Origin of the sequence: Kitasatospora sp. NPDC088861 (genome assembly GCF_044750105.1) — a bacterium.
Taxonomy (GTDB): Bacteria; Actinomycetota; Actinomycetes; order Streptomycetales; family Streptomycetaceae; genus Kitasatospora.
The window spans coordinates 680,934-703,194 of the sequence record NZ_JBIVJF010000002.1; the positions used below are offsets into that span (position 1 = coordinate 680,934).

Genomic DNA, 22,261 nt, shown 5'->3' on the forward strand with positions numbered 1-22,261 from the left:
GTGCTCTCGTGCTCGCCGGTGATCCTGGGCTCGTCCCGGATCGACGCCGTCGCGGCCCTGCCCGGTTCCGGATCAGCCCGTGTGCGCCTCCTGGAGCAGTGCCAACTCCTCCAGGGAGAGGCGCAGCGCCCCGGCGGCGATGTTGTCCTCCAGGTGCGCCAGGTCGCCGGTGCCGGGGATGGCCAGGACGTGCGGGCCCTGGTGGAGCGTCCAGGCGAGGCGGACCTGGGCCGGGCCGACCCCGCGCGCCTGCGCCACCGCCCGGACCTGGGCGGGTTCGGCGCCGCCCGTGCCGGACTCCCGCCCGGCTCCGGCGATCGCGTAGAACGGGACGAAGGCGATGCCCTGCTCGCCGCAGAGCCGCAGCACGGCGTCCTGTTCGGGCGAGGCGCCGATGCCGTACGGGTTCTGCACGCACACGACGGGCGCCACGGCCTGCGCCTCGGCGAGCTGGTGCGGGTGGATGTTGGAGAGGCCGAGGTGGCGGATCAGCCCGGCCTGCCGCAACTCGGCGAGGGCGCCGAAGCGTTCGGCGATCGAGTCGGTGCCGACGATCCGCAGGTTCACCAGGTCGAGGTGGTCGCGGCCGAGTTGGCGCAGGTTCTGCTCGACCTGGCCGCGCAGCCGCTCCGGGGTGCGGGCGTGCTCCACCCACTCGCCGTCGAGCCCGCGGCCCGGGCCGACCTTGGTGGCGATCACCAGGTCGTCGGCGTACGGCGCGAGCGCCCGGTTGATCAGCTCGTTGGCGGAGCGCAGCGGGGAGAAGTAGAAGGCGGCGGTGTCGAGGTGGTTGACGCCCAGTTCGACGGCGCGCCGCAGCACCCGGACGGCCTGCTCGCGGTCGCGCGGTACGGCGTCGGGGACGAGCGCCCGGCCGGTCTGCGGCAGGCGCATCGTGCCGAGGCCGATCCGGTGGACGGTGCGGTCGCCGAGCGTCCAACTGCCGGAGGCGGCAGCGGTGACGGCGGCAGCGGTGACGGCGGCGGGGGTGGTGTCGGAGGTCATGCCGTCATGATCGCCACTGCACTGCCCCGACCGCCAGCGATTCGGGAATGTGTGAATCCCCGGGGAATCCACGGGGGCGGAGATGACGGCGGACCTGGCGGGACTGTGACAACCGTCATGCCGAGTCCATGATCGCCTTCCCTGGTCCGGGGCCCCGCCCGACCGGGATGATGGGGCGCGTCGACGGGGCGGGAGCGCCCAGGGTCGGGTGAACGGGGGTCGGCGATGTCGCCGCACGAGATCGGGTTGTACGCGAGCGCCGCCGTGGTGGTCAGCGTGGGACTTCAGGCGCTGGTACTGGCCGGCTCCAACGTCGGTCAGGGAGTCGGCTCCGCAGCCGGCCCGGGAGCAGGAGCCCCGGCGGGCGCCGGGCCGGGCGAGGTGCTCGCCGTGGTCCGGGGCGCCCTGGCGCGCCGGCCCCGGGCCACCCTCACACTGTTCGCGGTGATGGCGGTGATGGCCGTGCTCCAGTACGCGGTGCCCGCCCTGGTCGAGGATCTGATGCGGCAGCCGGGAGCGCTGTCCGACGGGCAGTGGTGGCGGGCCGGGACGGCCCTGCTGGTGCAGTCCTCCGGGATCACGCAGATCGCGATGAACCTGCCGGCCCTGCTCGTGGTCGGCGCCGTCGCCGAGTCGGTCCTCGGGTGGTGGCGGACCCTGGCCGTCTTCCTCGTCAGCGGCGTCCTCGCCCACGTGGTGAGCCTGGCCGGCTGGTCGCCGCGCGGCGGCGGCGACTCCGTGGCCGTCTGCGGCCTGCTCGGCGCCCTGGCCGTCACCTGCCTGCTGCGCGGGAACACCCTGGGCCTCACCTTCAAGGGCACCTGGTACCTGCTGCTCATCCCCGCGGCCGGTCTGTTCCTGTGCGCGCTGCGGAACAACCACGGCGCCGGTCTGGTGGCGGGCTGCCTGCTCGGCCTGGCGCTCGCCGCCGGGACGAGGGCCAGGCCGACCGGGCAGCCCGCCGTGGCGTGACGGGGCTTGGCCATCGCGCGCCTCCCCGTGCTCCGGTGCCGGTGGTCCACCCCCGGGGCCAAGCTCGCAGACCCGCGGCTCGGACCGGGCCTGGCACGCCGGGCGCCGGTCGGCGTCTGGGAGAGTGCGGGCATGACACTTCGGACCCTTCGCTGCGCCGTCCTCGACGACTTCCAGGGCGTCGCCACCAGCATCGTCGACTGGTCGCCGGTCTCCGACCGGGTGGCGGTGACCGCCTTCTCCGAGCACTTCGGGTCGGAGGACGAACTCGCCGCCGCGCTGGCCGACTTCGACTTCGTCGTGACCCTGCGCGAGCGGGTGCCGTTCCCGGCCTCGCTGTTCGCCCGGCTGCCGAGGCTCAGGCTGCTGGTCGCCTCGGGCATGCGGAACTCGGTGATCGACTACGCGGCCGCCGAGGCGCACGGCGTGACGGTCTGCGGGACGGCCAGCTCCTCCACCCCGCCGGTCGAGCTGACCTGGGCGCTGCTGCTCGGCCTGGCCCGCGGCATCGTGCCGGAGAGCACGGCGCTGCGCGAGGGCGGTCCCTGGCAGAGCACCGTCGGCGCCGACCTGCACGGGCGGGTGCTCGGGCTGCTGGGCCTGGGGAGGATCGGCGGCCTGGTCGCCCGGGTCGGACTGGCCTTCGGCATGGACGTGCTGGCCTGGAGCCAGAACCTCACGGACGAGCGGGCCGCCGAGGTCGGCGTGCGCCGGGCCGCCGGCAAGGAGGAGCTGTTGAGCGGCGCCGACTTCGTCTCGATCCACCTCGCCCTGGGCGAGCGCACCCGGGGGCTGCTCGGCGAGGCCGAACTCGCGCTGATGAAGCCCGAGGCGTACCTGGTGAACACCTCCCGGGCGGCGATCGTCGACCAGGACGCACTGCTGGCCGCGCTCACCGGGAGCTGGATCGCGGGCGCCGCCGTGGACGTCTTCGACGTCGAGCCGCTGCCCGCCGAGCACCCGCTGCGCACCGCGCCCCGGCTGCTGGCCACCCCGCACCTGGGGTACGTGTCGCGCGACAACTACCGCCGCTACTACGGCGAGGCGGTCGAGGACATCGCGGCCTACCTGGCCGGCGAGCCGATCCGCCGCCTGGGCTGACCCCCGGCCTGGGCTGACCCCGGGCTGGGCTGACCCCTGGCCTGGGCCGATCCGCCGAGCCGGGCCACCGCGCCGACCGGCCCGGTCGGCGCGGCGGCGACTCGTTCACGGCACCATCCAGCCGAGGACCGGGGTGGACTGGAGCCAGGCGAGGAGGCAGAGGACGGCCAGGACGGCCAGGCTCCAGCCGATGATCTTGCGGAGGACCTCCCCCTCCCGCCCGTACGTCCCGACCGCGCTGGCGGCGATGACCAGGTTCTGCATCGCGACGGCCTTGCCCTGGACGCCGCCGGTGCTGGTGGTCGCGGCGGCCAGGAGGGGGGACAGTCCGATGTGCTGGGCGGCGGAGACCTGCATCGCACCGAAGAGCGCGTTGGAGGAGGTGTCGGATCCGGTGAGGGCCACGCCGAACCAGCCGGTGAAGCCGGAGAACAGGGCGAAGGCACCGCCGAGGCCCGCCAGCCAGGTGCCGATGGAGACGGCCATCCCGGAGAGGTTCATCAGGTAGGAGAGGGCGAGGACGCAGGCGATGGTCAGGGCCGCCCAGCGGATCTGGTGCAGCGCGTCCAGGTAACAGCGCAGTGCCCGCCGTACCGGCACCCGCAGGATGAGCGCGGTCAGGACGCCGGTGGCGAGGAGCAGGGTCCCGGCCGCGCCGAGCCAGCCGAAGTCGAAGGTGGTGACCGCCACGGGTCGGCCGCTCGGGCTGGTCACGTGGAGCCCGGGCCAGGGGAAGGAGACGTCCTGGTCCTTCACGAAGCCGGCGACGGGCCCGCCGTAGGACACCAGGGCGAACAGCGCGGTGATGATCGCGTACGGGAGGAAGGCCAGCAGGGTGTCCCGGCGGGGGGCGCGCTCCACGCGGGGCCGCGTTTCGGCGGCAGGGCCGTTCCGTCGCGCCCGGATCCTGAGCAGCACGATGACCGAGGCGAGCGAGGTGAGCGAGGCCACCAGGTCGGTGAGTTGGTAGGTGAGGTAGTTCGAGCAGAGGAACTGGCCGACGGCGAAGCCGGTTCCGGCGGCCAGGGCCACCGGCCACACCTCCCGGAGCCCCCGGCGCCCGTCGAGGAGGAGCAGCAGGACGAACGGCACCAGGGCCGCGATGACGGCGGACTGGCGGCCGACCATGGCGCCGAGGTCGGCCCCGGGGAGGGAGGTGACCTTGGCCAGGGTCTGGATCGGATTGCCCACCGAACCGAAGGCCGCCGGCGCCGTGTTGGCGAAGGCCGCGACGGCGGCGGCCTTCAGGGGGTCCAGTCCCAGGCCGAGCAGGATGAGCGAGGTGACCGCGATGGGGGTGCCGAATCCCGAGAGGGACTCGATCATCGCCCCGAAGCAGAAGGCGATCAGCACGGCCTGGATCCGGATGTCGCCGGAGAGGGACGAGAAGGTCCTTCCGATGACGTCGAAGTGTCCGGAGGCGCGTTGGAGGCGGTTGATCCACACCGCGCCGAGGATGATCCACACGATCGGGAACAGTCCGAAGGCGGCTCCCTCCAGTGCGCCGTCGGCGGCCTGGCCGAGCGGCATGCCGTAGCCGGCGGTGGCGATCAGGAAGGCGGTGGCGAGCCCGGCGAGGGCGGCCCAGTGCGACTTCAGTCGCACCAGGCCGAGCAGGACCAGGAGGACGAGGAGGGGGGTCGCCGCGAGCAGGGCGGCGAGAGCGGGGTGTCCGAGCGGGTCTGGGACTTGGCGATACACGGGTGGGTCTCGCTTTCTCCAGTCGGCGATGACCGCGACGGCGAGAACGCTCGATCCACCCGGGTACGGACGATCGGCGCACGCACGTTTTCGCATCATGGAACCCGAGTTCCATCAGGCGCCAAGCATGGGATGCGCCGATACCGCCGTCAAGGGGGCGGGGTGCGGGCTCAGGATCGGGAGTGCCGGTTCTGACGTATCGTCAGGAAGGCGTGGGGGAAGCCGAGTTCGCCGTCACCCGCGCGCTCCGAGCACGACGCCGAGCCGCTTCGCCGCCGCGTTGACCAGGGTTCCGTGCTCCGCCCGCGACTCGTCGGTGGCCCGGCTGGCGGGGACGTTGACGCTGATGCTCGCTACCGGCAGCCCGAGGCCCCCGATGACCGCCGCGGCGACCGCTGAGACGTCGGAGCGCCACTCGCCGCTGTTGGTCGCGTAGCCCCGGCGCCGGACCTCCGCCAACTCGTCCAGCAGCCGCCGTGGTTCGACGATCGTCGTGTCGGTGTACCGGGCCAGCCCCTCGGCGAGATAGCTCTCCAGCGCCTCGGCGGGGCTCGCGGCGAGCACCGCCTTGCCGTTGGCGGAGGCGTGGGCGGGCAGGTCCTGCCCGAGCGGAAGGACGATCCGCACCGGCTGGCTGGTCTCCAGCCGCTCCACCAGGATCACCCGGCCGCCCTCCGGCACGGCCAGGTGGACCGTTTCGCCGGTCTGCCGGCGCAGTTCCTCCATCACCGGCACGGCGGCGTCGCGCAGGCCCAGTTCACCGGTGGCCTGCCGGCCGACCTGCAGCGCCTTGGCGGTGACCAGCCACCGGGTGGGTGCCCCGCCGGCCTGGCGCAGCCACCCCGCCGTGTGCAGGGTGAGCAGCGCCCGCTGCACGGAGCTCTTCGGTAGGTCCATGGCCCGCGCCAGCTCCGCGACGCCGATCGGCTGGCGCGCGGCGACCTCCTCCAGTACCCGCAGCGCGTTGAGCACGTTCTGCATCCTTGACCCCCTTCGAAGGTGGCGCCTACGCTCCACTATGCCGCTCCACGATACGACGTGCCGTCAGACGGCACAACCCTTAAGGGGGTTCGACGCGTATGTCCTTCCGTACCGGCCGCCACTTCCTCCAGATCCCGGGCCCCACCAACGTCCCCGACCCCGTGCTGCGGGCGATCGCGGCGCCCACGACCGACCACCGGGGGCCCGAGTTCGCGGCACTGACGCTGCGTCTGCTCAAGTCGATCGGGCCGGTGTTCGGCACCTCGGGCCCGGTCGTGATCTACCCCGCCTCGGGGACCGGCGCCTGGGAGGCCGCCCTGGTCAACACCCTCAGCCCCGGCGACCGGGTGCTCTGCTTCGAGACCGGACAGTTCGCCGCGCTCTGGCGGGAGATGGCCCAGGACCTCGGCCTCCAGGTGGATCTGGTCCCCGGGGACTGGCGCCACGGTGCCGATCCCGAGGTGCTCGCGCAGCGACTCGCCGAGGACGCCGACCGGACGATCAAGGCGGTGTGCGTCGTCCACAACGAGACCTCCACCGGCGTGACCAGCCGGATCGCGGAACTGCGCCGGGCCCTGGACGAGGCGGGCCACCCGGCGCTGCTGCTGGTCGACGCGGTGTCCTCGCTCGGCTGCCTCGACTACCGCCACGACGAGTGGGGCGTCGACGTCACGGTGTCCGGCTCGCAGAAGGGCCTGATGCTGCCGCCCGGGCTGGGGTTCAACGCGGTCAGCCGCAAGGCGCTGGTCGCTTCGCGCACCGCCGGGCTGCCCAAGTCGTTCTGGAGCTGGGCGCCGGTCATCGAGGCGAACCGGAACGGTGCCTTCCCCTACACCCCCGCCATCAACCTGCTCTACGGCCTGGACGAGGCCCTGCGGATCCTCGACGCCGAGGGCCACGACAACGTCCACGCCCGGCACGCCCGGCACGCCGCCGCCACCCGGGCCGCCGTCCACGGCTGGGGCCTGGAGGTCCTGTGCGCGGACGAACGCGAGTACTCCGGCTCGCTCACTGCGGTCCTGCTGCCGGAGGGCCACGACGCCGACCGGTTCCGCGAACTCGTCCTGGAGCGCTTCGACATGTCGCTCGGCGCCGGTCTGGGCAGGCTCGCCGGCCGGGTCTTCCGGATCGGCCACCTCGGCCACCTCAACGACCTGACCCTCATCGGCACCCTCGCCGGGGTGCAGCTGGGCCTGGAACTCGCCGGGGTGCCGATCGACCCGGCCGGCCTCGGTGCGGCGCTCGACGTGCTCCGCCGCCCGTGAACGCCCCGGCACCCCCAGACACAGGAGTCAACCGGACATGACAGCGAGCAGTTCCGACGCCTCGACGGCCGGCCGCGGCCCCGAGCGCGCCGCCCGACCCGAGAGCGGCACCCGCCACGGCGACACCCGCGCGCTGGAGCACCGGCTCCGCCGCGACCTCGACGGCGAGGTCCGCTTCGACGACTACACCCGGCACCTGTACTCCCGGGACGCGAGCATGTACGCGATCACCCCGGTCGGCGTGGTCCTGCCCCGGCACGCCGACGACGTCCAGGCCGCGGTCGCCGCGGCGGCCGAACACGGCGTACCGCTGGTGCCGCGCGGCGCGGGCACCAGCCTGGCGGGGCAGACTGTGGGGCCCGGGCTGGTCCTGGACCTGTCCCGCCACCTGAACCGCATCGTGGAACTGGACCCCGAGGCCCGCACCGCCCTGGTGGAACCCGGCGTCGTCCAGGCCCAACTGAACCGTGCGGCGGCGCCGTCGGGCCTGGTGTTCGGCCCCGACACCTCCACCGCCAACCGGGCCACCATCGGTGGCATGATCGGCAACAACTCGGGCGGCAGCGGGTCGCTGCGCCACGGGATGACCATCGACCACGTCCGGGAGCTCGACGTCGTGCTCTCCGACGCCAGTCGGGCCCACCTCGCCCCGGTCGACGCGGCGGAGCACCGCCGCCGGGCCGCCCTGCCGACCCTCGAAGGTGCCGTCTACCGCGAACTCCCGCGGATCGTCCGGGCCAACGCCCGGGCCATCGCCGAGGGAACACCGGAGTTCTGGCGCCGCTCCGGCGGGTACCGCCTGGAACGGCTCGTCCGCGAGGGCGCCGAGGGCGCGGAGGGCGCGGTGGACGCCCCCTTCGACCTCGCGAAGTTCGTCGTCGGCTCGGAGGGCACCCTCGTCATCGCCACCAGGGCCCTGGTCGACCTGGTGCCCAGGCCCGCGCACACGGTCATCGCCGTCGGCCACTTCACCTCCGTCGCCGGGGCCGTCGACGCGACCGCGGACGCCCTCGCCTGCGAACCCGCCGCGGTGGAGCTGATGGACCGGACGATCCTCGAACTCTCCCGGCGGAAGATCGAGTACGCCCCGCTCGGCGGCATCCTGGCCGGCGATCCCGGGGCGCTGCTGTTCGTCAGCTTCAGCGGGGACGACGAGGGCGAACTGCGCGGCCGGCTCCAGCGGCTCACCGCCCGGTGGGCCCGGCACGGCCACGGCTACCACACCCTGCACGCGGTGACCGCGAAGCAGCAGGAGGCCCTGCTCAAGGTCCGCTCGGCCGGCCTGGGCCTGCTGATGGCCGCCGGCGAGGGCACCCGCCGTCCGCTCGCCTTCGTCGAGGACACCGCCGTCGACCCGGTCCACCTCGTCGACTACACCCGCCGCTTCCAGGAGGTGCTGGACCGGCACGGCCTGTCGGCCGGCTTCTACGGGCACTGCTCGGTCGGCTGCCTGCACATCCGCCCCTTCGTGGACCTGACCGACCCCGCCCAGGTGACGACCATGCGGGCGGTCGCGGAGGAGATCCGGGACCTGGTCACCGAGTACGGCGGTGTCAACTCCAGCGAGCACGGCGACGGCCTGGCCCGCAGCGAGTTCAATCCGCTGCTCTTCGGGCGGGACCTCTACGAGGCGATGCGCGGTACGAAGCGGCTCTTCGACCCCCGGAACCTCTTCAATCCCGGCAAGATCGTCGACGCCCCCGCGATGACGGACCACCTGCGGGACCGGGCCCTGCCGCCCGCGCCCGAACTGCGCACCCGGCTCGCCTTCGAGGTCCTCGGCGGCATGCGCGGGGCGGCCGACCGGTGCATGAACATCGGGCTGTGCCGCAAGAGCGCCACCGGCACGATGTGCCCCTCCTACATGGCCACCCGGGAGGAGGAGCACTCCACCCGCGGCCGCGCCAACGCCCTGGTGAAGGCGCTCTCCGAGCCGGACCCCCGGCAGGCGCTGGGAGACGAGCGCCTGCACGGGATCCTCGACCTCTGCCTGATGTGCAAGGCGTGCAAGAGCGAGTGCCCGCTCGGCGTCGACATGGCCACGCTCAAGGCCGAAACCCTCTCCCACCACCACGACCTGCACGGGGTGCCGCTCAGATCCCGGGTGTTCGGCGCCATCCGCCTGCTCAACCGGCTCGGCTCGGCCACCGCGCCGCTCTCCAACCTCCCGGGGCGCAGCCGGCTCGTCCGCCGACTGCTGGAACGGAGGTTGGGGATCACCGCTGCCAGGCCGCTGCCGGCCTTCGCGCGGGACAACCTGCTGCGGTGGTTCCGGCAGCACGAGGGCGCGGCCCCGTCGGCCCCCCTCGGTGAGGTGACCTTCCTGGCCGACTCCTTCACCACCTTCACCGAGCCGGCCATCGGCCGCGCCGCCGTCGAACTGCTGGAACTGGCCGGCTGGCGGGTCCGGCTGGCGGCGCAGGGCTGCTGCGGTCGCGCGAGCCTGTCCAAGGGACTGCTGGACGACGCCAAGCGGCAGTCGGCCGACTTCGCCCGGGCCATCGCCGCGACGGCGGCCCCGGACTCACCGGTCACCGGCTGCGAGCCGTCCTGCCTGATGACGCTGCGGGACGAGCACCTGGCCCTGCACCCGGACGACCCGGTGGTCAAGGATCTCGCGGGCCGGGTCCGGCAGGTGGAGGAACTGCTCACCGAGGCGATCGACGCCGGACGCCTCCGCCTGAGCCCCGAGGCCTGGCCGGCCGGTCGCCGACTGCTCTACCACGGCCACTGCCACCAGAAGGCCGAGGTCGGTACGGCCGCCACCATCGCCCTGCTGAACCGGATCCCCGGCGTCGAGGTGGTCGAACTGGACGCCGGCTGCTGCGGGATGGCGGGCTCCTTCGGTTTCGAGAGCGAGCACTACGAGGTGTCCATGACGGTGGGGAACGACCGGCTCTTCCCCGCCGTCAACGCCGAACCCGAGGACACCGTGATCGTCGCCACCGGCGCGTCCTGCCGCCAGCAGATCTTCCACGGGACGGAGCGCCACGCCTGGCACCCCGTCCAACTCGTCCGCGAGGCCCTGCTGACCGGCACCGCCCCCGCCCCGTCCGGCTGAGCGGGGTCCGGGGGCGCGAGGTCCGGGGGCGCGGCGGCCCAGGTCGCCTGGGCCGCCGCGCCGGACCGTGCGCGTCAGTTGACGTTGACGCCGCTCCAGGCCGCCGCGACGGCCTTGTACTCGGTGCTGTTGAGGCCGTACAGGTCCTTGGCCGCGCTCAGGGAGGCGGTGCGGGCGCCCTTGTAGGTGGTGGTGGAGGTCATGTAGACGGTCAGCGCGCGGTACCAGATCTTGGCGACCTTCTGGTTGCCGATGCCGGCCACCGTGGAGTTGTTGCAGGTGGGGCTGTTGTAGGTGTAGCCGTTGATGGTCTTGCTGCCGCTGCCCTCGCTGGCCAGGTAGAACCAGTGGTTGCCGACGCCCGAGGAGTTGTGCACGTCGAGCTTGCCGACCGAGCTGCTCCAGCAGTCCGCCGACCGGCCGTCGAGCGAGGGCTTGTCGAAGCGGCGCAGCCACGGCGGGGTGGACTGGTCGCTGAACAGGTAGTCGGGGGTGTCCACCTTGTTGTTGGCGTACCACTCCACCATGGTGCCGAAGATGTCGCTGGTGGACTCGTTGAGGCCGCCGGACTCGCCGCTGTAGCGCAGGTTGGCGGTGGCGCTGGTGACGCCGTGGGTCATCTCGTGGCCCATGGTGTCGAGGTCGACCTGCTCGGGGTCGGTGCTGCCGTCGCCGTCGCCGGTCATCATGCAGAAGCAGCTGTCGGACCACTGGGCGTTGTCCCAGTTGGTGCCGACGTGGACGAAGACGGTGGCGCCCTTGCCGTCGTTCTTGATGCCGTTCCGGCCGAAGGTGTTCTTGTAGTAGTCGTACGTCCAGGCGGTGTTGGCGTGGGCGTCGACGGCGGCGGTGGAGCGGTCGGTGGAGAACTTCTTCCCGTCGCCCCAGACGTTGGTGGTGCTGGTGAACGCGGTGCCGGAGCCGGCCTTGAGCGCGCTCGCCGCGACGTTGTTGGCGTCCTTGGTGACGTGGCCGCGGACCGAGTCCTTGAGGGTGTAGCCGCCGCCGCTCTGGGCGGTGGTGTCGATCGTGATGTCGCCGGTGTACTCGGAGTGGCCGGTGCCGGAGGCCTGGTGCTCGGCGTCGTAGGTCTCGATCTGCTCGCCGGTGGTGGCGTCGGTGACGACCACCTTGCCGGCCGGCTGGCCGTGCTCGCCGGTGCCCTCGACGGTGGTGCGCCAGGCGAGCCGGGGCGTGCCGTCGGCGGCCCAGACGACCAGTTCGGGCGTGCTGGTGGCGTCCTGGACGCCGGGGGCGGCCGTGAGCGCGGCGGAGGCGCCGGCCTGCGCGGGCACCTTCGGGACGGTGGACCCGACGGCGGCGTCGTGGGCGGCCGCGCGGGAGGAGTCCTTGAGCCGGCCGCGGGCGTCCTGGTGGACGACCAGGTCACCGCCGACCACCGGCAGGCCCTGGTAGGTGCGGTCGAAGCGGACGTGCTGGGTGCCGTCGGCGTCGAGGACGACGTCCTTGACCACGAGGTCCTGGCCGGCGCCGAAGCCGAACACCCCCGCGTTGTGGGTGACGTTGGCGCGGGCCTGGGATATCGCGGCCTCGCGCATGCCGGGGGCGGCGGAGGCCGTGCCGGTGGGGACGGCGACGGCGACGAGGGCGGCGACGACCGCGATGGCTCCGGCCGCGAGGGGGCGGCGGGAGGAGGAGGTGGGGCTCACTCGGACTCCAGTCGGGGTAGCTGCAGGGAAAAGAGCTGCGACCGACATTGACGGCGATCAGTCAGGTAGAGCTAGAGGAATGGTCATATCTTTGCCAAGTTGTGTCCTGTTCAAATCAAAAGTGAGCAGAAATCAACACCCGTGCCGCATATGGCCGATCGCGTTCCGACGCATGACGCACGACCTGACGAGGCCCTAGGCTCGCCCCCATGGACGGATGGGTGGGGGCCTGGACCGGCGGTCGGGCGGCTGTCCACGTGGGCAACGTCGCGGACTTCAACGAGCAGTTCTTCGCCCCGGGCATGGACGCCGCCCAGCGCGCCCGACGGCTGCGGCAGGCACACCACTACGCCTGCCTGGCCACCTGCTACAGCCCCGAACCGGCACTGCTGGTGCTGCCCGCCGAGGTCGGCCCGGAGTGGACCGACTGGCTGGCCCGGGAGCTGGAGTGGGGCCCGGTCGAGGTGCACGGCGGCGTCGCGCCCGAGCGGACGGTCGCCCGGGCGCTCGCCGAACGGCCGGCCCTGGCCGCGCGGATCGCCGCCCTCGGCCGGCCGGTGGTCACCTGGGGCCGCACCGCCGCCCAGGGCGAGGGCCCCGAACTGGCCGCGGTGCACCGCTACGAGTCCAAGGCGGCGGCCCACGACCTGTTCGCCGAACTCGCCCCCGACCACCCGGGCGTCGTCGTCCCCCGGCAGGAACGCCCGGCCGGCCGGGGCCGGGCGGCCCGCCGGCTGACCGCCCGCGCCGCCCGGGGGCTGACCACCGTGCTGAAGAGCCCGCACGGCGTCGGCGGCTACGGCACCGTCGTGGTGGAGCCGGCCGACCTGTTCGCCGCCGGCGGCGGCCGGGCTCTGCTGCGGCGCCTGGTCCGCTCCGAACTCCTGCCCGCCCAGGGCGGCCTGCTGCTGGAGGAGCACGTCGACCCGGGCCCGGCCGCCCGGCTGCGCGACCTCACCTACGACGCGCTGGTCGGCCCCGACGGAGCCGTGCACCCGGTGGGCGCCGGCGACATGCGCGTCACCGGCACCCGCTACCAGGGCGTCACCGTCGGCCCCGACGCGGTGCCCCGGGGCGCCGCCGCGACGGCCCGCCGGTTCGCCCTCGCGGTGGGGGAGCGGCTGGCCGCCGAGGGCTACCGAGGCTGGTACGACGTGGACTTCGTCACCGACCGGCGGCGCCGGCTCGCCCCCACCGAGATCAACCTGCGGCTCACCGGCCCGGCCGTGGCCTTCATGCTGCGGGCCCGCCTCGACCAGGTGCGGGGCCCGGGCCACCTCGTCCGCACCCTGGACACGATGCCGCTCGGCGCCCGGCTCGCCCCGGGCGCGCTGCACGACCACCTCGACCGGCTGCGGCCGCGCTGCGCCCGGCTCGACGTCACCCTCCTGCCGCTGATCCCGACGGCGGGCCACGACCCGGAGCCCGCCGTCGGCCTCGCTCTCGCCGGGCCGAGCACCGAGGCGCTGGACGCCGCGCAGGCGCTGCTCACGGCCGCGCACCACGGGCTGGCCGGGATGTTCGAGGCGCTGCGCTGACCGGTCGTCAGCGCAGGCCGTCACCGCCGAGCGGCCGTCACCGCCGGCGGTCCAGGGTGAGGTTGCGCGGGGCGACCACCAGGGTGGCGCCGGAGCCCAGCGCGCGGACCCAGTCGGCGGTGAAGACGTCGAACTCCAGGCTCGACGTCTGCAGGATCCGGTCCGCCGGGGACAGCCCGTACACCTCGTGCCAACCCCGGTACGCGGACAGCAGGTTGCGGTGCTCGACCAGGGCCCCGGCGGGCAGGCCGGTGGAGCCCGAGGTGTAGAGGACGCAGGCGAGGTCCGTCGGGCCGGCGGGCGCCCCCGGTGGGTCGGACGGCTCTTCGGTGAGGTCGGCCGTGTCCAGGCAGACGATCCGCGCCGGGCCCGCGTCGGCGAGCCGCACCCGGTGGCTCTCCTCGGTCACCACCAGGTTCGGGGCGGCGTCGGTCAGGATGTGCCGCAGCAGCGCGTCCGGCGCGCTCGGCTCCAGCGGCACGTACGCGGCGCCCGCCTTCAGCACCGCGAGCAGCGCGACGTACACCTGCGTGCCGCGGCCCAGGGCCACCGCCGCCCGGCCGCCGGGGGCCAGGCCGCGCGCCGCCAGGTGGCGGGCCAGGGCGTCGGCCCGCGCGTCCAGTTCCCCGTACGTCAGCTCGGCATCGCCGCAGCGGACGGCCACCGCCTGCGGTGCCTGCCCGGCCCGCAGTTCGACCAGCCCGTGCAGCGTGTCGGCCGCCCGGTCCTCGGCCGCTTCCCCGTCGGTCGGCATCGGCGCTCCCCTCGTCCCCTCCGAATGCCCAGATCATCCTCCCAACTCCCGCAGGGTGACAGGGTTCTGGAGCGTCCACTCCTCGGACGGCCCGGACCCGCGTGCGGTGACGGTTGTACTCTGCACGCAGACGGTCGGCGCCGGCCCGTCAGGTACGGCGCTTCGCCCGCGCCCTGTCCGGCGCCGCACCTCGGAGGTCCGCCCCCATGAGCTCGTCCGTCCCGTCCTTCGACGGCCCGCTGCTGCGCACCCAGGACGTGGACGTCGTACGCGACGGCCGCCACCTGCTGCGCGGGATCACCCTCGCCATCGAGCCGGGCGAGCACTGGGCGCTGCTCGGCCCCAACGGCGCCGGGAAGTCGACCCTGCTCGCCCTGCTCGGCGCGGTCTCCCACCCCACCCGGGGCGAGGTGGACGTGCTCGGCCGCCGGCTCGGCCGGGTGGACATCCGCGAGCTGCGCGCCCACCTCGGACACGTCAACCCCCGGCACCCGCTGCGCTCGCCGCTGAGCGTGCGCGAGGTGGTGCTCACCGGGCACACCAACACCATCGAGCCGGAGTTGCACCGCAAGCCCGGCCCCGAGGTGCTGGAGCGGGCCGAGCAGCTGATCGAGACGCTCGGCATGGGCGCGATCGCCGAGTCGGCGTGGACCACCCTGTCCCAGGGCGAGCGCGGCCGGGCCCTGATCGCCCGCGCGCTGATGCCGAGCCCCCGCCTGCTGCTGCTCGACGAGCCCGCCACCGGGCTGGACCTGACCGCCCGCGAGCTGCTGCTGGACAGTCTGGACCTGCTGCGCCACCAGCACCCGGAGCTGGCCAGTGTGCTGGTCACCCACCACCTGGAGGAGCTGCCGGAGAGCACCACCCACGCCCTGCTGCTGCGGGACGGGGAGTGCGTGGCGGCCGGGCCGGTGGACGAGGTGATGACCACCGAGCTGATCAGCGTGACCTTCGGCCACCCGATCCGGATCAGCCGGCACGAGGGCCGGTGGACGGCCCGGGCGGCCGCGCGGCGTACGCCGGGGCGCTGACGGGTCCCGGTCGGGGCGTGGGCAGGCTGGGCGGTCGGCCCGCTTCCGACGGGGGCGGGTATGGACGTAAAAAAGTTTTTACGTAAGGTATGCCTTAGCTAAGGCGGGGTTGTCGCTGGTTCGACGCCCCCACCGGTGCTCAGCCCTGCCCCGCCCTGGCACACCCATGCCCTTTTCCGTTGGAGCCCGCATGTCCGCCCGTCGCCGTTCCACCGCAGCCGTGCTGCTCACCCTCGCCGTGGCGACCGCCGCCCTGGCGGGCTGTGCGGCGAAGAAGGACGACAAGGCGGGCGGCGCGGACGCGGTCAAGATCAACGCGACCGACACCGCCTGCGAGGTCTCCAAGACCAGCTTCCCGGCCGGCCACGTCGTCCTGGACATCAGCAACAAGGGCGCCAAGACCACCGAGGTCTACGTCTACGGCGCCGGCGACAAGATCATCACCGAGCGCGAGAACATCGGCCCCGGCACCAAGGCCACCATCAACGCCGAGATCAAGGCCGGCTCCTACGAGATCGCCTGCAAGCCCGGCATGGTCGGCGACGGTATCCGCCAGAAGATCACCGTGACCGGCGAGGGCGCCACTGCCGCCGCCGCCGACCCGCGCCTGACCGCCGCCGTCGACGCGTACCGCACGTACGCCCAGCAGCAGGCCGACGCCACCATCCCGGCCGTCGAGGCCTTCGCCGCCGCGATCAAGGCCGGCGACGTGGAGAAGGCCAAGTCGCTGTACGCGCCGTCGCGCACCGGCTGGGAGCGCACCGAGCCGGTCGCCGAGAGCTTCGGCGACGTCGACCCCAAGACCGACACCCGCGAGGACAAGCTGGAGGCCGGCCAGGAGTGGACCGGCTGGCACAAGCTGGAGAAGTCGCTCTGGGCCGACGCCAAGATCGGCGACGACGAGAAGAAGCTCGCCGACCAGCTGGTCAACGACCTCAAGGACTGGCAGAAGAAGATCCCCGAGGCCGAGATCACCGCGACCAGCATGGCCAACGGCGCCAAGGAGCTGCTGGACGAGGTCGCCACCAACAAGATCACCGGCGAGGAGGACCGCTACAGCCACACCGACCTGGCCGACTTCCAGGCCAACGTCGAGGGCGCGCAGAAGGCCTACGAGCTGCTGAAGCCGGTCGCCGCCGAGAAGGACCCGGAGCTGGCCAAGACCCTGGACTCCGAGTTCACCGCGATCCAGGCCCTGCTCGCCAAGTACAAGCAGGCCGACGGCACCTTCACCTCCTACGACAAGGTCACCGAGGCCGAGCGCAAGACCTTCTCCGACGCGGTCAACTCGCTGGGCGAGCCGCTGTCGAAGCTGGCCGCCGCCGTGGTCGTCAAGTAACGACCGCGGCCCCACCCGAGCACCGTCCCCACCCCACCGACGCCGTGGCGGCCCGAAGCGGCCGCCACGGCATCGGCGAGTCAGCACAGAGAAGGATCCGCCCGCCGATGGACGCCGAGAACGCCAAGGGCACCGAGAACCCCGAGAACCCCGAGGGCACCGCGAACGCCCCCGCCGCTGCCGCCGGGGGCGCCGTCAGCCGACGGGCCGTGATCGGCTGGGCCGGCGCGGGCGTCGCGCTCGGCGCCGCCGCCGTCGGCTCGGTCGCCGCCGCCACCCGGCAGGACGACCCCGCCCCGGCGGCGGCCGCCCAGACCGGCGCCGAGGTGCCCTTCTACGGCGAGAACCAGTCCGGCATCGCCACCCCGGTCCAGGACCGCCTGCACTTCGCCGCCTTCGACGTCTCCGAGAAGGCGACCCGCGAGTCGCTGGTCAAGATGCTCAAGGAGTGGACCAAGGCCGCCGCCGCGATGACCGGTGGCCGCGAGGTCGGCACCGGCGCCGCCGACGGCCTGCCCGAGGCGCCGCCGGACGACACCGGTGAGGCCCTCGGCCTGCCCGCCTCCCGGCTCACCCTCACCATCGGCTTCGGCCCCACCCTGTTCGACCAGGACGGCGTCGACCGCTTCGGCCTCCGTGCCAAGCGCCCCGAGGCCCTGATCGACCTGCCGAACTTCAAGGGCGACAAGCTCGACCCGCTGCGCAGCGGCGGCGACCTCTGCGTCCAGGCCTGCGCCGACGACCCGCAGGTCGCCGTGCACGCGATCCGCAACCTGGCCCGGATCGGCATGGGCACCGTGAACATCCGCTGGTCCCAGCTCGGCTTCGGCAAGACGTCCTCCACCACGCCGGACGCCCAGACCCCGCGCAACCTGCTCGGCTTCAAGGACGGCACCCACAACATCGCGGGCACCGACGGCGCCGGGCTGGCCGAGCACGTCTGGGCCGCCCCCGGCGACGGCCCCGAGTGGATGACCGGCGGCTCCTACCTGGTCGCCCGGCGGATCCGGATGCACATCGAGACCTGGGACCGCGCCTCGCTCAAGGACCAGGAGGACACCTTCGGCCGCACCAAGGGCGAGGGCGCCCCCTACGGCAAGGCCAAGGAGCACGACGCGCCGGACCTCAAGGCGATGCCCGCCGGCTCGCACGTCGCCCTGGCCCACCCGGACGCCAACAACGGCCTGATGATCCTGCGCCGCGGCTTCTCCTTCACCGACGGCACCGACGGCCTCGGCCGCCTGGACGCCGGCCTGTTCTTCCTCGCCTACCAGCGCGACACCCGCAAGGCCTTCGTGCCGCTCCAGCAGCGGCTCGCGGCCGGCGACAAGCTCAACGAGTACATCCAGCACGTCGGTTCCGCCCACTTCGCCTGCCCGGCGGGCGTCCGCAAGCCCGGGGAGTGGTGGGGCCAAGCGCTCTTCGGCTGATCCCCCGCCCCGTTCAACCCCCCGAGGAGAGTGCCGTGTTCGGCAACTACCTGATCGGCCTGCGCGAAGGCCTCGAAGCCAGCCTGGTCGTCTGCATCCTGATCGCCTACCTGGTCAAGACCGGCCGCAGGGACAAGCTGCCGCCGGTGTGGATCGGCGTCGCATCCGCCGTGGTGCTCAGCATGGTCTTCGGCGCCGTGCTGCAGTTCGGCTCCTCGCAGCTCACCTTCGAGGCCCAGGAGGCGCTGGGCGGCTCGCTGTCGATCATCTCGGTCGGGCTGGTCACCTGGATGGTGTTCTGGATGCGCCGCACCGCCCGGCACCTGAAGACCGAACTGCACGGCAAGCTGGACGCGGCCATCGCCATGGGCACCACGGCCCTGGTGGTCACCTGCTTCCTGGCGGTCGGCCGCGAGGGCCTGGAGACCGCGCTGTTCATCTGGTCGGCGGTGCAGGCCACCAACGACGGCTACAACCCGCTGATCGGCGCCGCGCTCGGCCTGCTCACCTCGGTGGTGCTCGGCTGGCTGTTCTACCGCGGCGCGCTGAAGATCAACCTGGCCAAGTTCTTCACCTGGACCGGCGCGATGCTGGTGGTCGTCGCGGCCGGCGTGCTCGCCTACGGCGTGCACGACCTCCAGGAGGCCGGCTGGCTGCCGGGCCTGCACAGCGTGGCCTTCGACATCAGCAGCACCATTCCCAAGGACAGCTGGTACGGCACCCTGCTCAAGGGCGTGTTCAACTTCCAGCCGGACCCGACCGTGCTGCAGCTCGTGGTCTGGCTGCTCTACCTGGTGCCGACCCTCGCCGTGTTCTTCGGCCTGTTCGGCGGCAAGGCGAAGCCCGTCGCCGCCAAGCCGGCCGCCTGACCCCTCCGTTCGGCGAACCGCCCCGCCCCGTCCGGCACCCCGCCGGGCGGGGCGGTGTCGTGTGCGGCGCTATGTCCCGCACAGGCACGCGGCGCTATATCCCGTACACGCAGAGGAAGACGATGAAGGCGACCAGCCCGACGGCCGCGGCGATCCACGGGCCCGGCGCGAACTCCTGTCGGACGTACCCGGCGTCGTGCGTCTGCGACAGGTGCTCGGAGGCCTTCGCCTGCGCGCCGAACGTCGCCGACCTGCGGTAGCCGCAGCTCTCGCAGACCACGCGCCGGGTGTTGTTCCGCCCCGAGACGACCTTCACCGCGTGCTGGTGCCCGTGCGGGTCCTCGCCCGTGAACCGGCTGGTCTCCATGCCTTGGCCCCCTTCGCCTCGCCCCTGTGCGCGCGAGCATCCTTGCACGCACCACCGACAGCCGTACCCCGGTGGGACCGGGATACGCCGGAGCCCCGGACGGTCCTCGACCGTCCGGGGCTCCGGCGCGCTTGCGGGGGGGCGTCTACTCGCTCTTGATCGCGCCCAGGATGTCCATCCGGGCGGCCCGGTGGGCCGGCCAGAGGGCGGCCAGCAGGCCGATCACCGCGGCCGCGACCAGGAAGCCGACGATCTGCAGCGGCGGCACCACGGTGGTCATGTTCTTGAACGAGTCCGCCATCGTGCGGTTGCCCGCCCAGGCCACCAGGATCCCGAGCCCGATCCCGACCGCGCCGCCGAACAGCGCGATCAGCAGCGACTCCAGCCGGACCATCCGGCGGATGCCGATCCGGTCCAGGCCGATCGCCCGCAGCATGCCGATCTCCCGGCGCCGCTCGAACACCGACATCGCCATGGTGTTGACCACGCCGAGCACCGCGATCACCACGGACATCCCGAGCAGCCCGTACATCATGTTCAGCATGTCGGTGACCAGCTTGCGGCTCTCCGCCTTGATGTCCTTCTCGCCCTTGACCGCGATCAGCGGGTTGCCGCCGGTCGCGTCGCGCAGCGCCTGCTTCAGCTTCTCGTCCGCGCCGTGGACGCCCTTCACCAGGACCTTGTCCGGTCCGGCGCCGGGCAGCGCGTGCGGGCCCACCACGTTGTCCGGGGCGACGATGCCGGCCAGTGCGGTGTTGGCCTCCAGCACGGCGCCGACGGTGAGCGAGCCCTTGGTCTTGTCCGGGTAGGTGACCGTGACGGCGTCGCCGACCTTGTAGCCGTTGCGCTCGGCGGTGCCCGAGCTGACCATCAGCCGGCCCTGCTTGAGGGCGTCCGCCGAACCGTCCTTGACCTTGATGGTGGCCAGCTGGTCGATGGTCGCGGCGTCGACGGCCGTCAGCCACTCGCGGTCGGACTCTCCCCGGCCGGTCTCCACCGGGACGCTGCGCGTCACGCTCATCGCGCTGACGCCGGGCGCCTTGGCGATCTGGCCGGCGACGTCGGGGGAGAGCATCGAGCCGTTCTGCATGGCGACCGTGAAGTCGGCCTTGAGGTCGTTCGCGGTCGCCGCGTCGACGGCCTTGTTCACCGAGGCGCCGACCACGGTCAGCGCGGTGATCAGGGTGACGCCGATGGTCAGCGCCGAGGCGGTGGCCGCCGTCCGGCGCGGGTTGCGGATCGCGTTCTCCTGGGCCAGCTTGCCCGGCGTGCCGTAGAGCTTGCGCAGCAGCGGGGCGAACAGCGCGATCAGCGGCCGGGCCAGCAGCGGGGTCAGCACGAACACGCCGATCAGCAGGACGCCCGCGCCGAGGCCGACCAGCTTGACCTCCTTGCCGCCCGCACCGGCGGCCAGGGCGCCCGCGCCGGCCAGCGTGAACAGCAGGCCGATCGTGTTGCGGATCCGCAGGCTCTTCTGGGTGGCCGGCTGTTCGACCGAGCTCATCGCGGCCACCGGCGCGATCCGGGAGGCCCGGCGGGCGGGCAGCCAGGCCGCCAGCACGGTCACCAGGACACCGACGCTGATCGAGGCGATCACCGTGGAGGGGCTGACCACCAGCGGGCCGTCCGGGAGGTTGGCGTCCACCGGGCCGTTCAGCAGCGCCTGGAGCCCGGCGGCGATGCCGATGCCGGCGAGCAGACCGGCCACCGAGGCGGTCAGGCCGACGAGCAGCGCCTCGACCAGCACCGAGCGGGTGATCTGCTTGCGGCTGGCACCGACGGCGCGCAGCAGGGCGAGCTCCTTGGTGCGCTGCGCGACCAGCATGGTGAAGGTGTTGGCGATGATGAAGATCCCGACGAACAGCGCGATGGCCGCGAAGCCCATCAGGAAGGTGCTCAGGACCCTGGTGCCCTGGGCGATCATCCGGTCCTGCTCTTCGGCGAGCGCGCGTCCGGTCTTGGCCTCGATCGAGTCGTCCTGCGGGACGGCCTGCTTGACGGCGGCGAGGAGCGCGGTGTCGTCCGCGCCCGGCTTGCCCTTGACGTCGAGCTCGGCGAAGCGGCCCGGGTTGAGGTAGAGCTGCTGGGCGGTGGCGGTGTCGAAGGCGGCGAGCGAGCCGCCGGCCAGCACGCGCGGGTCGTTGGTGTGCAGGGTGCCGGTGAGCTTGAGCTCCATCACCGGGCCGTTGACGGCCACCCGGACGGTGTCGCCGACCTTGTAGCCGCCCTTCTCGGCGGTCTTGGCGTCCAGCGCGATCTCACCCGAGGTGCGCGGGCCGCGCCCGTCGACCAGCGGGTAGCGCGGGTCGGTGCCGTCGGCGCCCGGCACGTAGTTGGTGCCGGTGGTGGAGAAGCCGTCGCCGATCAGCGCGCCCTTCTTGTCGGCGATGCCGGCGAAGCCGCTGACCACGCCGCGCGCCTCGGCGGCGCCGGGCAGCGCCGCGACCGCCTTGCGGGTGTCCTCGGTGAGGGCCGCGCCGGAGGAGGTCCGGCCGGTGTGGTCGTAGCCCCGGCCGACGGCGTCGCGGTCGCTGACCGTGACGGCGATGTCGGTGTAGCTCTTGGAGCTCTGGGTCCTGAGCGCGTCGCCGAGGGTGTCGGTGAAGACGAGCGCGCCGGAGACGAAGGCGGTGCCGAGCAGCACGGCGAGCATCGTCATGAGGAGTCGGCCCTTGTGGGCCAGCACGTTGCGCAAAGCGGTGCGGTACATGAGGGGGTGTCAGTCCTGGGGTTCTCGAAGGTCGGGGGCGCCGGGGCCAGCGGGACGCTCTAGCTGGTGCGGCCCTTGGCGTCGAAGCGGCGCATGCGGTCCAGGACGGTGTCGGCGGTGGGGTGGTGGAGTTCGTCGACGATGCGGCCGTCGGCGAGGAAGACGACGCGGTCGGCGTAGGAGGCGGCGACGGGGTCGTGGGTGACCATGACGACGGTCTGGCCGAGTTCGCGGACGGAGTTGCGCAGGAAGGAGAGGATTTCGGCGCCGGAGCGGGAGTCGAGGTTTCCGGTGGGTTCGTCGGCGAAGATGATGTCGGGCTTGCCGGCGAGGGCGCGGGCGCAGGCGACGCGTTGCTGCTGGCCGCCGGAAAGCTGGGAGGGGCGGTGGCTGAGGCGGCCGGAGAGGCCGACGGTGTCGACGACGCGGTCGAGCCAGGCCTTGTCGACCTTGCGGCCGGCGATGTC

17 protein-coding genes are annotated in these 22,261 nt (G+C 73.1%); 9 read left to right on the forward strand and 8 right to left on the reverse strand.

All coding sequences use genetic code 11. The features are described from left to right. Window positions 1-72: 72 nt before the first annotated feature. On the reverse strand, window positions 73-1,005 hold the full coding sequence (locus ACIP37_RS06720; RefSeq protein ID WP_400843444.1) for an aldo/keto reductase: 933 nt from the start codon (window positions 1,003-1,005) through the stop codon (window positions 73-75). Window positions 1,006-1,230: 225 nt separating this feature from the next. On the opposite strand from ACIP37_RS06720, the gene ACIP37_RS06725 reads away from it, so the two are divergent. Both ACIP37_RS06725 and ACIP37_RS06730 read left to right on the forward strand, forming a co-directional pair. After that, a complete protein-coding gene (locus ACIP37_RS06725; protein ID WP_363584848.1) occupies window positions 1,231-1,977 on the forward strand; it encodes a rhomboid family intramembrane serine protease in 747 nt (248 codons plus the stop codon). A 132-nt stretch (window positions 1,978-2,109) separates the two neighbouring features. Next, the gene (locus ACIP37_RS06730) at window positions 2,110-3,078 is read left to right on the forward strand and encodes a D-2-hydroxyacid dehydrogenase family protein (RefSeq protein WP_400802668.1); all 969 of its coding nucleotides are present in this window, start codon (window positions 2,110-2,112) and stop codon (window positions 3,076-3,078) included. A 105-nt stretch (window positions 3,079-3,183) separates the two neighbouring features. On the opposite strand, the gene ACIP37_RS06735 is transcribed toward ACIP37_RS06730, so the two are convergent. Both ACIP37_RS06735 and ACIP37_RS06740 read right to left on the reverse strand, forming a co-directional pair. Next, complete coding sequence (locus tag ACIP37_RS06735; RefSeq protein ID WP_400843448.1) at window positions 3,184-4,779, reverse strand: L-lactate permease; 1,596 nt, start codon at window positions 4,777-4,779, stop codon at window positions 3,184-3,186. 234 nt (window positions 4,780-5,013) lie between these two features. After that, entirely contained in the window at window positions 5,014-5,760 is a 747-nt protein-coding gene (locus tag ACIP37_RS06740) for an IclR family transcriptional regulator (protein ID WP_400843451.1), read from the reverse strand. Between the two features lie 98 nt (window positions 5,761-5,858). Between ACIP37_RS06740 and ACIP37_RS06745 the strand changes: the two genes are divergently transcribed. After that, a complete protein-coding gene (locus ACIP37_RS06745; RefSeq protein WP_400843454.1) occupies window positions 5,859-7,025 on the forward strand; it encodes a pyridoxal-phosphate-dependent aminotransferase family protein in 1,167 nt (388 codons plus the stop codon). A gap of 37 nt (window positions 7,026-7,062) precedes the next feature. Next, window positions 7,063-10,086, forward strand: a complete 3,024-nt coding sequence (locus tag ACIP37_RS06750; protein WP_400843457.1) for an FAD-binding and (Fe-S)-binding domain-containing protein — start codon at window positions 7,063-7,065, stop codon at window positions 10,084-10,086. Window positions 10,087-10,160: 74 nt separating this feature from the next. On the opposite strand, the gene ACIP37_RS06755 is transcribed toward ACIP37_RS06750, so the two are convergent. Continuing rightward, entirely contained in the window at window positions 10,161-11,756 is a 1,596-nt protein-coding gene (locus ACIP37_RS06755) for a M4 family metallopeptidase (RefSeq protein WP_363589508.1), read from the reverse strand. A 209-nt stretch (window positions 11,757-11,965) separates the two neighbouring features. Between ACIP37_RS06755 and ACIP37_RS06760 the strand changes: the two genes are divergently transcribed. Next, on the forward strand, window positions 11,966-13,294 hold the full coding sequence (locus tag ACIP37_RS06760) for a hypothetical protein (protein ID WP_400802652.1): 1,329 nt from the start codon (window positions 11,966-11,968) through the stop codon (window positions 13,292-13,294). A 37-nt stretch (window positions 13,295-13,331) separates the two neighbouring features. Here ACIP37_RS06760 and ACIP37_RS06765 read toward each other — a convergent pair whose 3' ends face one another. Continuing rightward, window positions 13,332-14,048, reverse strand: a complete 717-nt coding sequence (locus tag ACIP37_RS06765) for an AMP-binding protein (RefSeq protein ID WP_400802649.1) — start codon at window positions 14,046-14,048, stop codon at window positions 13,332-13,334. Window positions 14,049-14,254: 206 nt separating this feature from the next. Here ACIP37_RS06765 and ACIP37_RS06770 point away from each other — a divergent pair, with 206 nt between their 5' ends. From ACIP37_RS06770 to efeU, 4 genes are all read left to right on the forward strand, one after another. After that, entirely contained in the window at window positions 14,255-15,079 is an 825-nt protein-coding gene (locus ACIP37_RS06770) for an ATP-binding cassette domain-containing protein (protein WP_363589514.1), read from the forward strand. Between the two features lie 190 nt (window positions 15,080-15,269). Further along, complete coding sequence (gene efeO / locus ACIP37_RS06775; protein ID WP_400802645.1) at window positions 15,270-16,418, forward strand: iron uptake system protein EfeO; 1,149 nt, start codon at window positions 15,270-15,272, stop codon at window positions 16,416-16,418. A 107-nt stretch (window positions 16,419-16,525) separates the two neighbouring features. Continuing rightward, complete coding sequence (efeB, locus tag ACIP37_RS06780) at window positions 16,526-17,848, forward strand: iron uptake transporter deferrochelatase/peroxidase subunit (protein ID WP_363589518.1); 1,323 nt, start codon at window positions 16,526-16,528, stop codon at window positions 17,846-17,848. A gap of 35 nt (window positions 17,849-17,883) precedes the next feature. Continuing rightward, a complete protein-coding gene (gene efeU / locus ACIP37_RS06785; protein ID WP_363629891.1) occupies window positions 17,884-18,717 on the forward strand; it encodes an iron uptake transporter permease EfeU in 834 nt (277 codons plus the stop codon). Between the two features lie 94 nt (window positions 18,718-18,811). Here the strand turns inward: efeU and ACIP37_RS06790 are convergent, their stop codons facing one another. The 3 genes from ACIP37_RS06790 to ACIP37_RS06800 form a co-directional block, all read right to left on the reverse strand. Then, window positions 18,812-19,084, reverse strand: a complete 273-nt coding sequence (locus ACIP37_RS06790) for a hypothetical protein (RefSeq protein ID WP_363629893.1) — start codon at window positions 19,082-19,084, stop codon at window positions 18,812-18,814. A gap of 145 nt (window positions 19,085-19,229) precedes the next feature. Beyond that, complete coding sequence (locus ACIP37_RS06795; RefSeq protein ID WP_400802640.1) at window positions 19,230-21,794, reverse strand: ABC transporter permease; 2,565 nt, start codon at window positions 21,792-21,794, stop codon at window positions 19,230-19,232. A 59-nt stretch (window positions 21,795-21,853) separates the two neighbouring features. Further along, window positions 21,854-22,261: ABC transporter ATP-binding protein (locus ACIP37_RS06800; RefSeq protein ID WP_400843460.1), on the reverse strand; the 408-nt coding region annotated here is incomplete at its 5' end.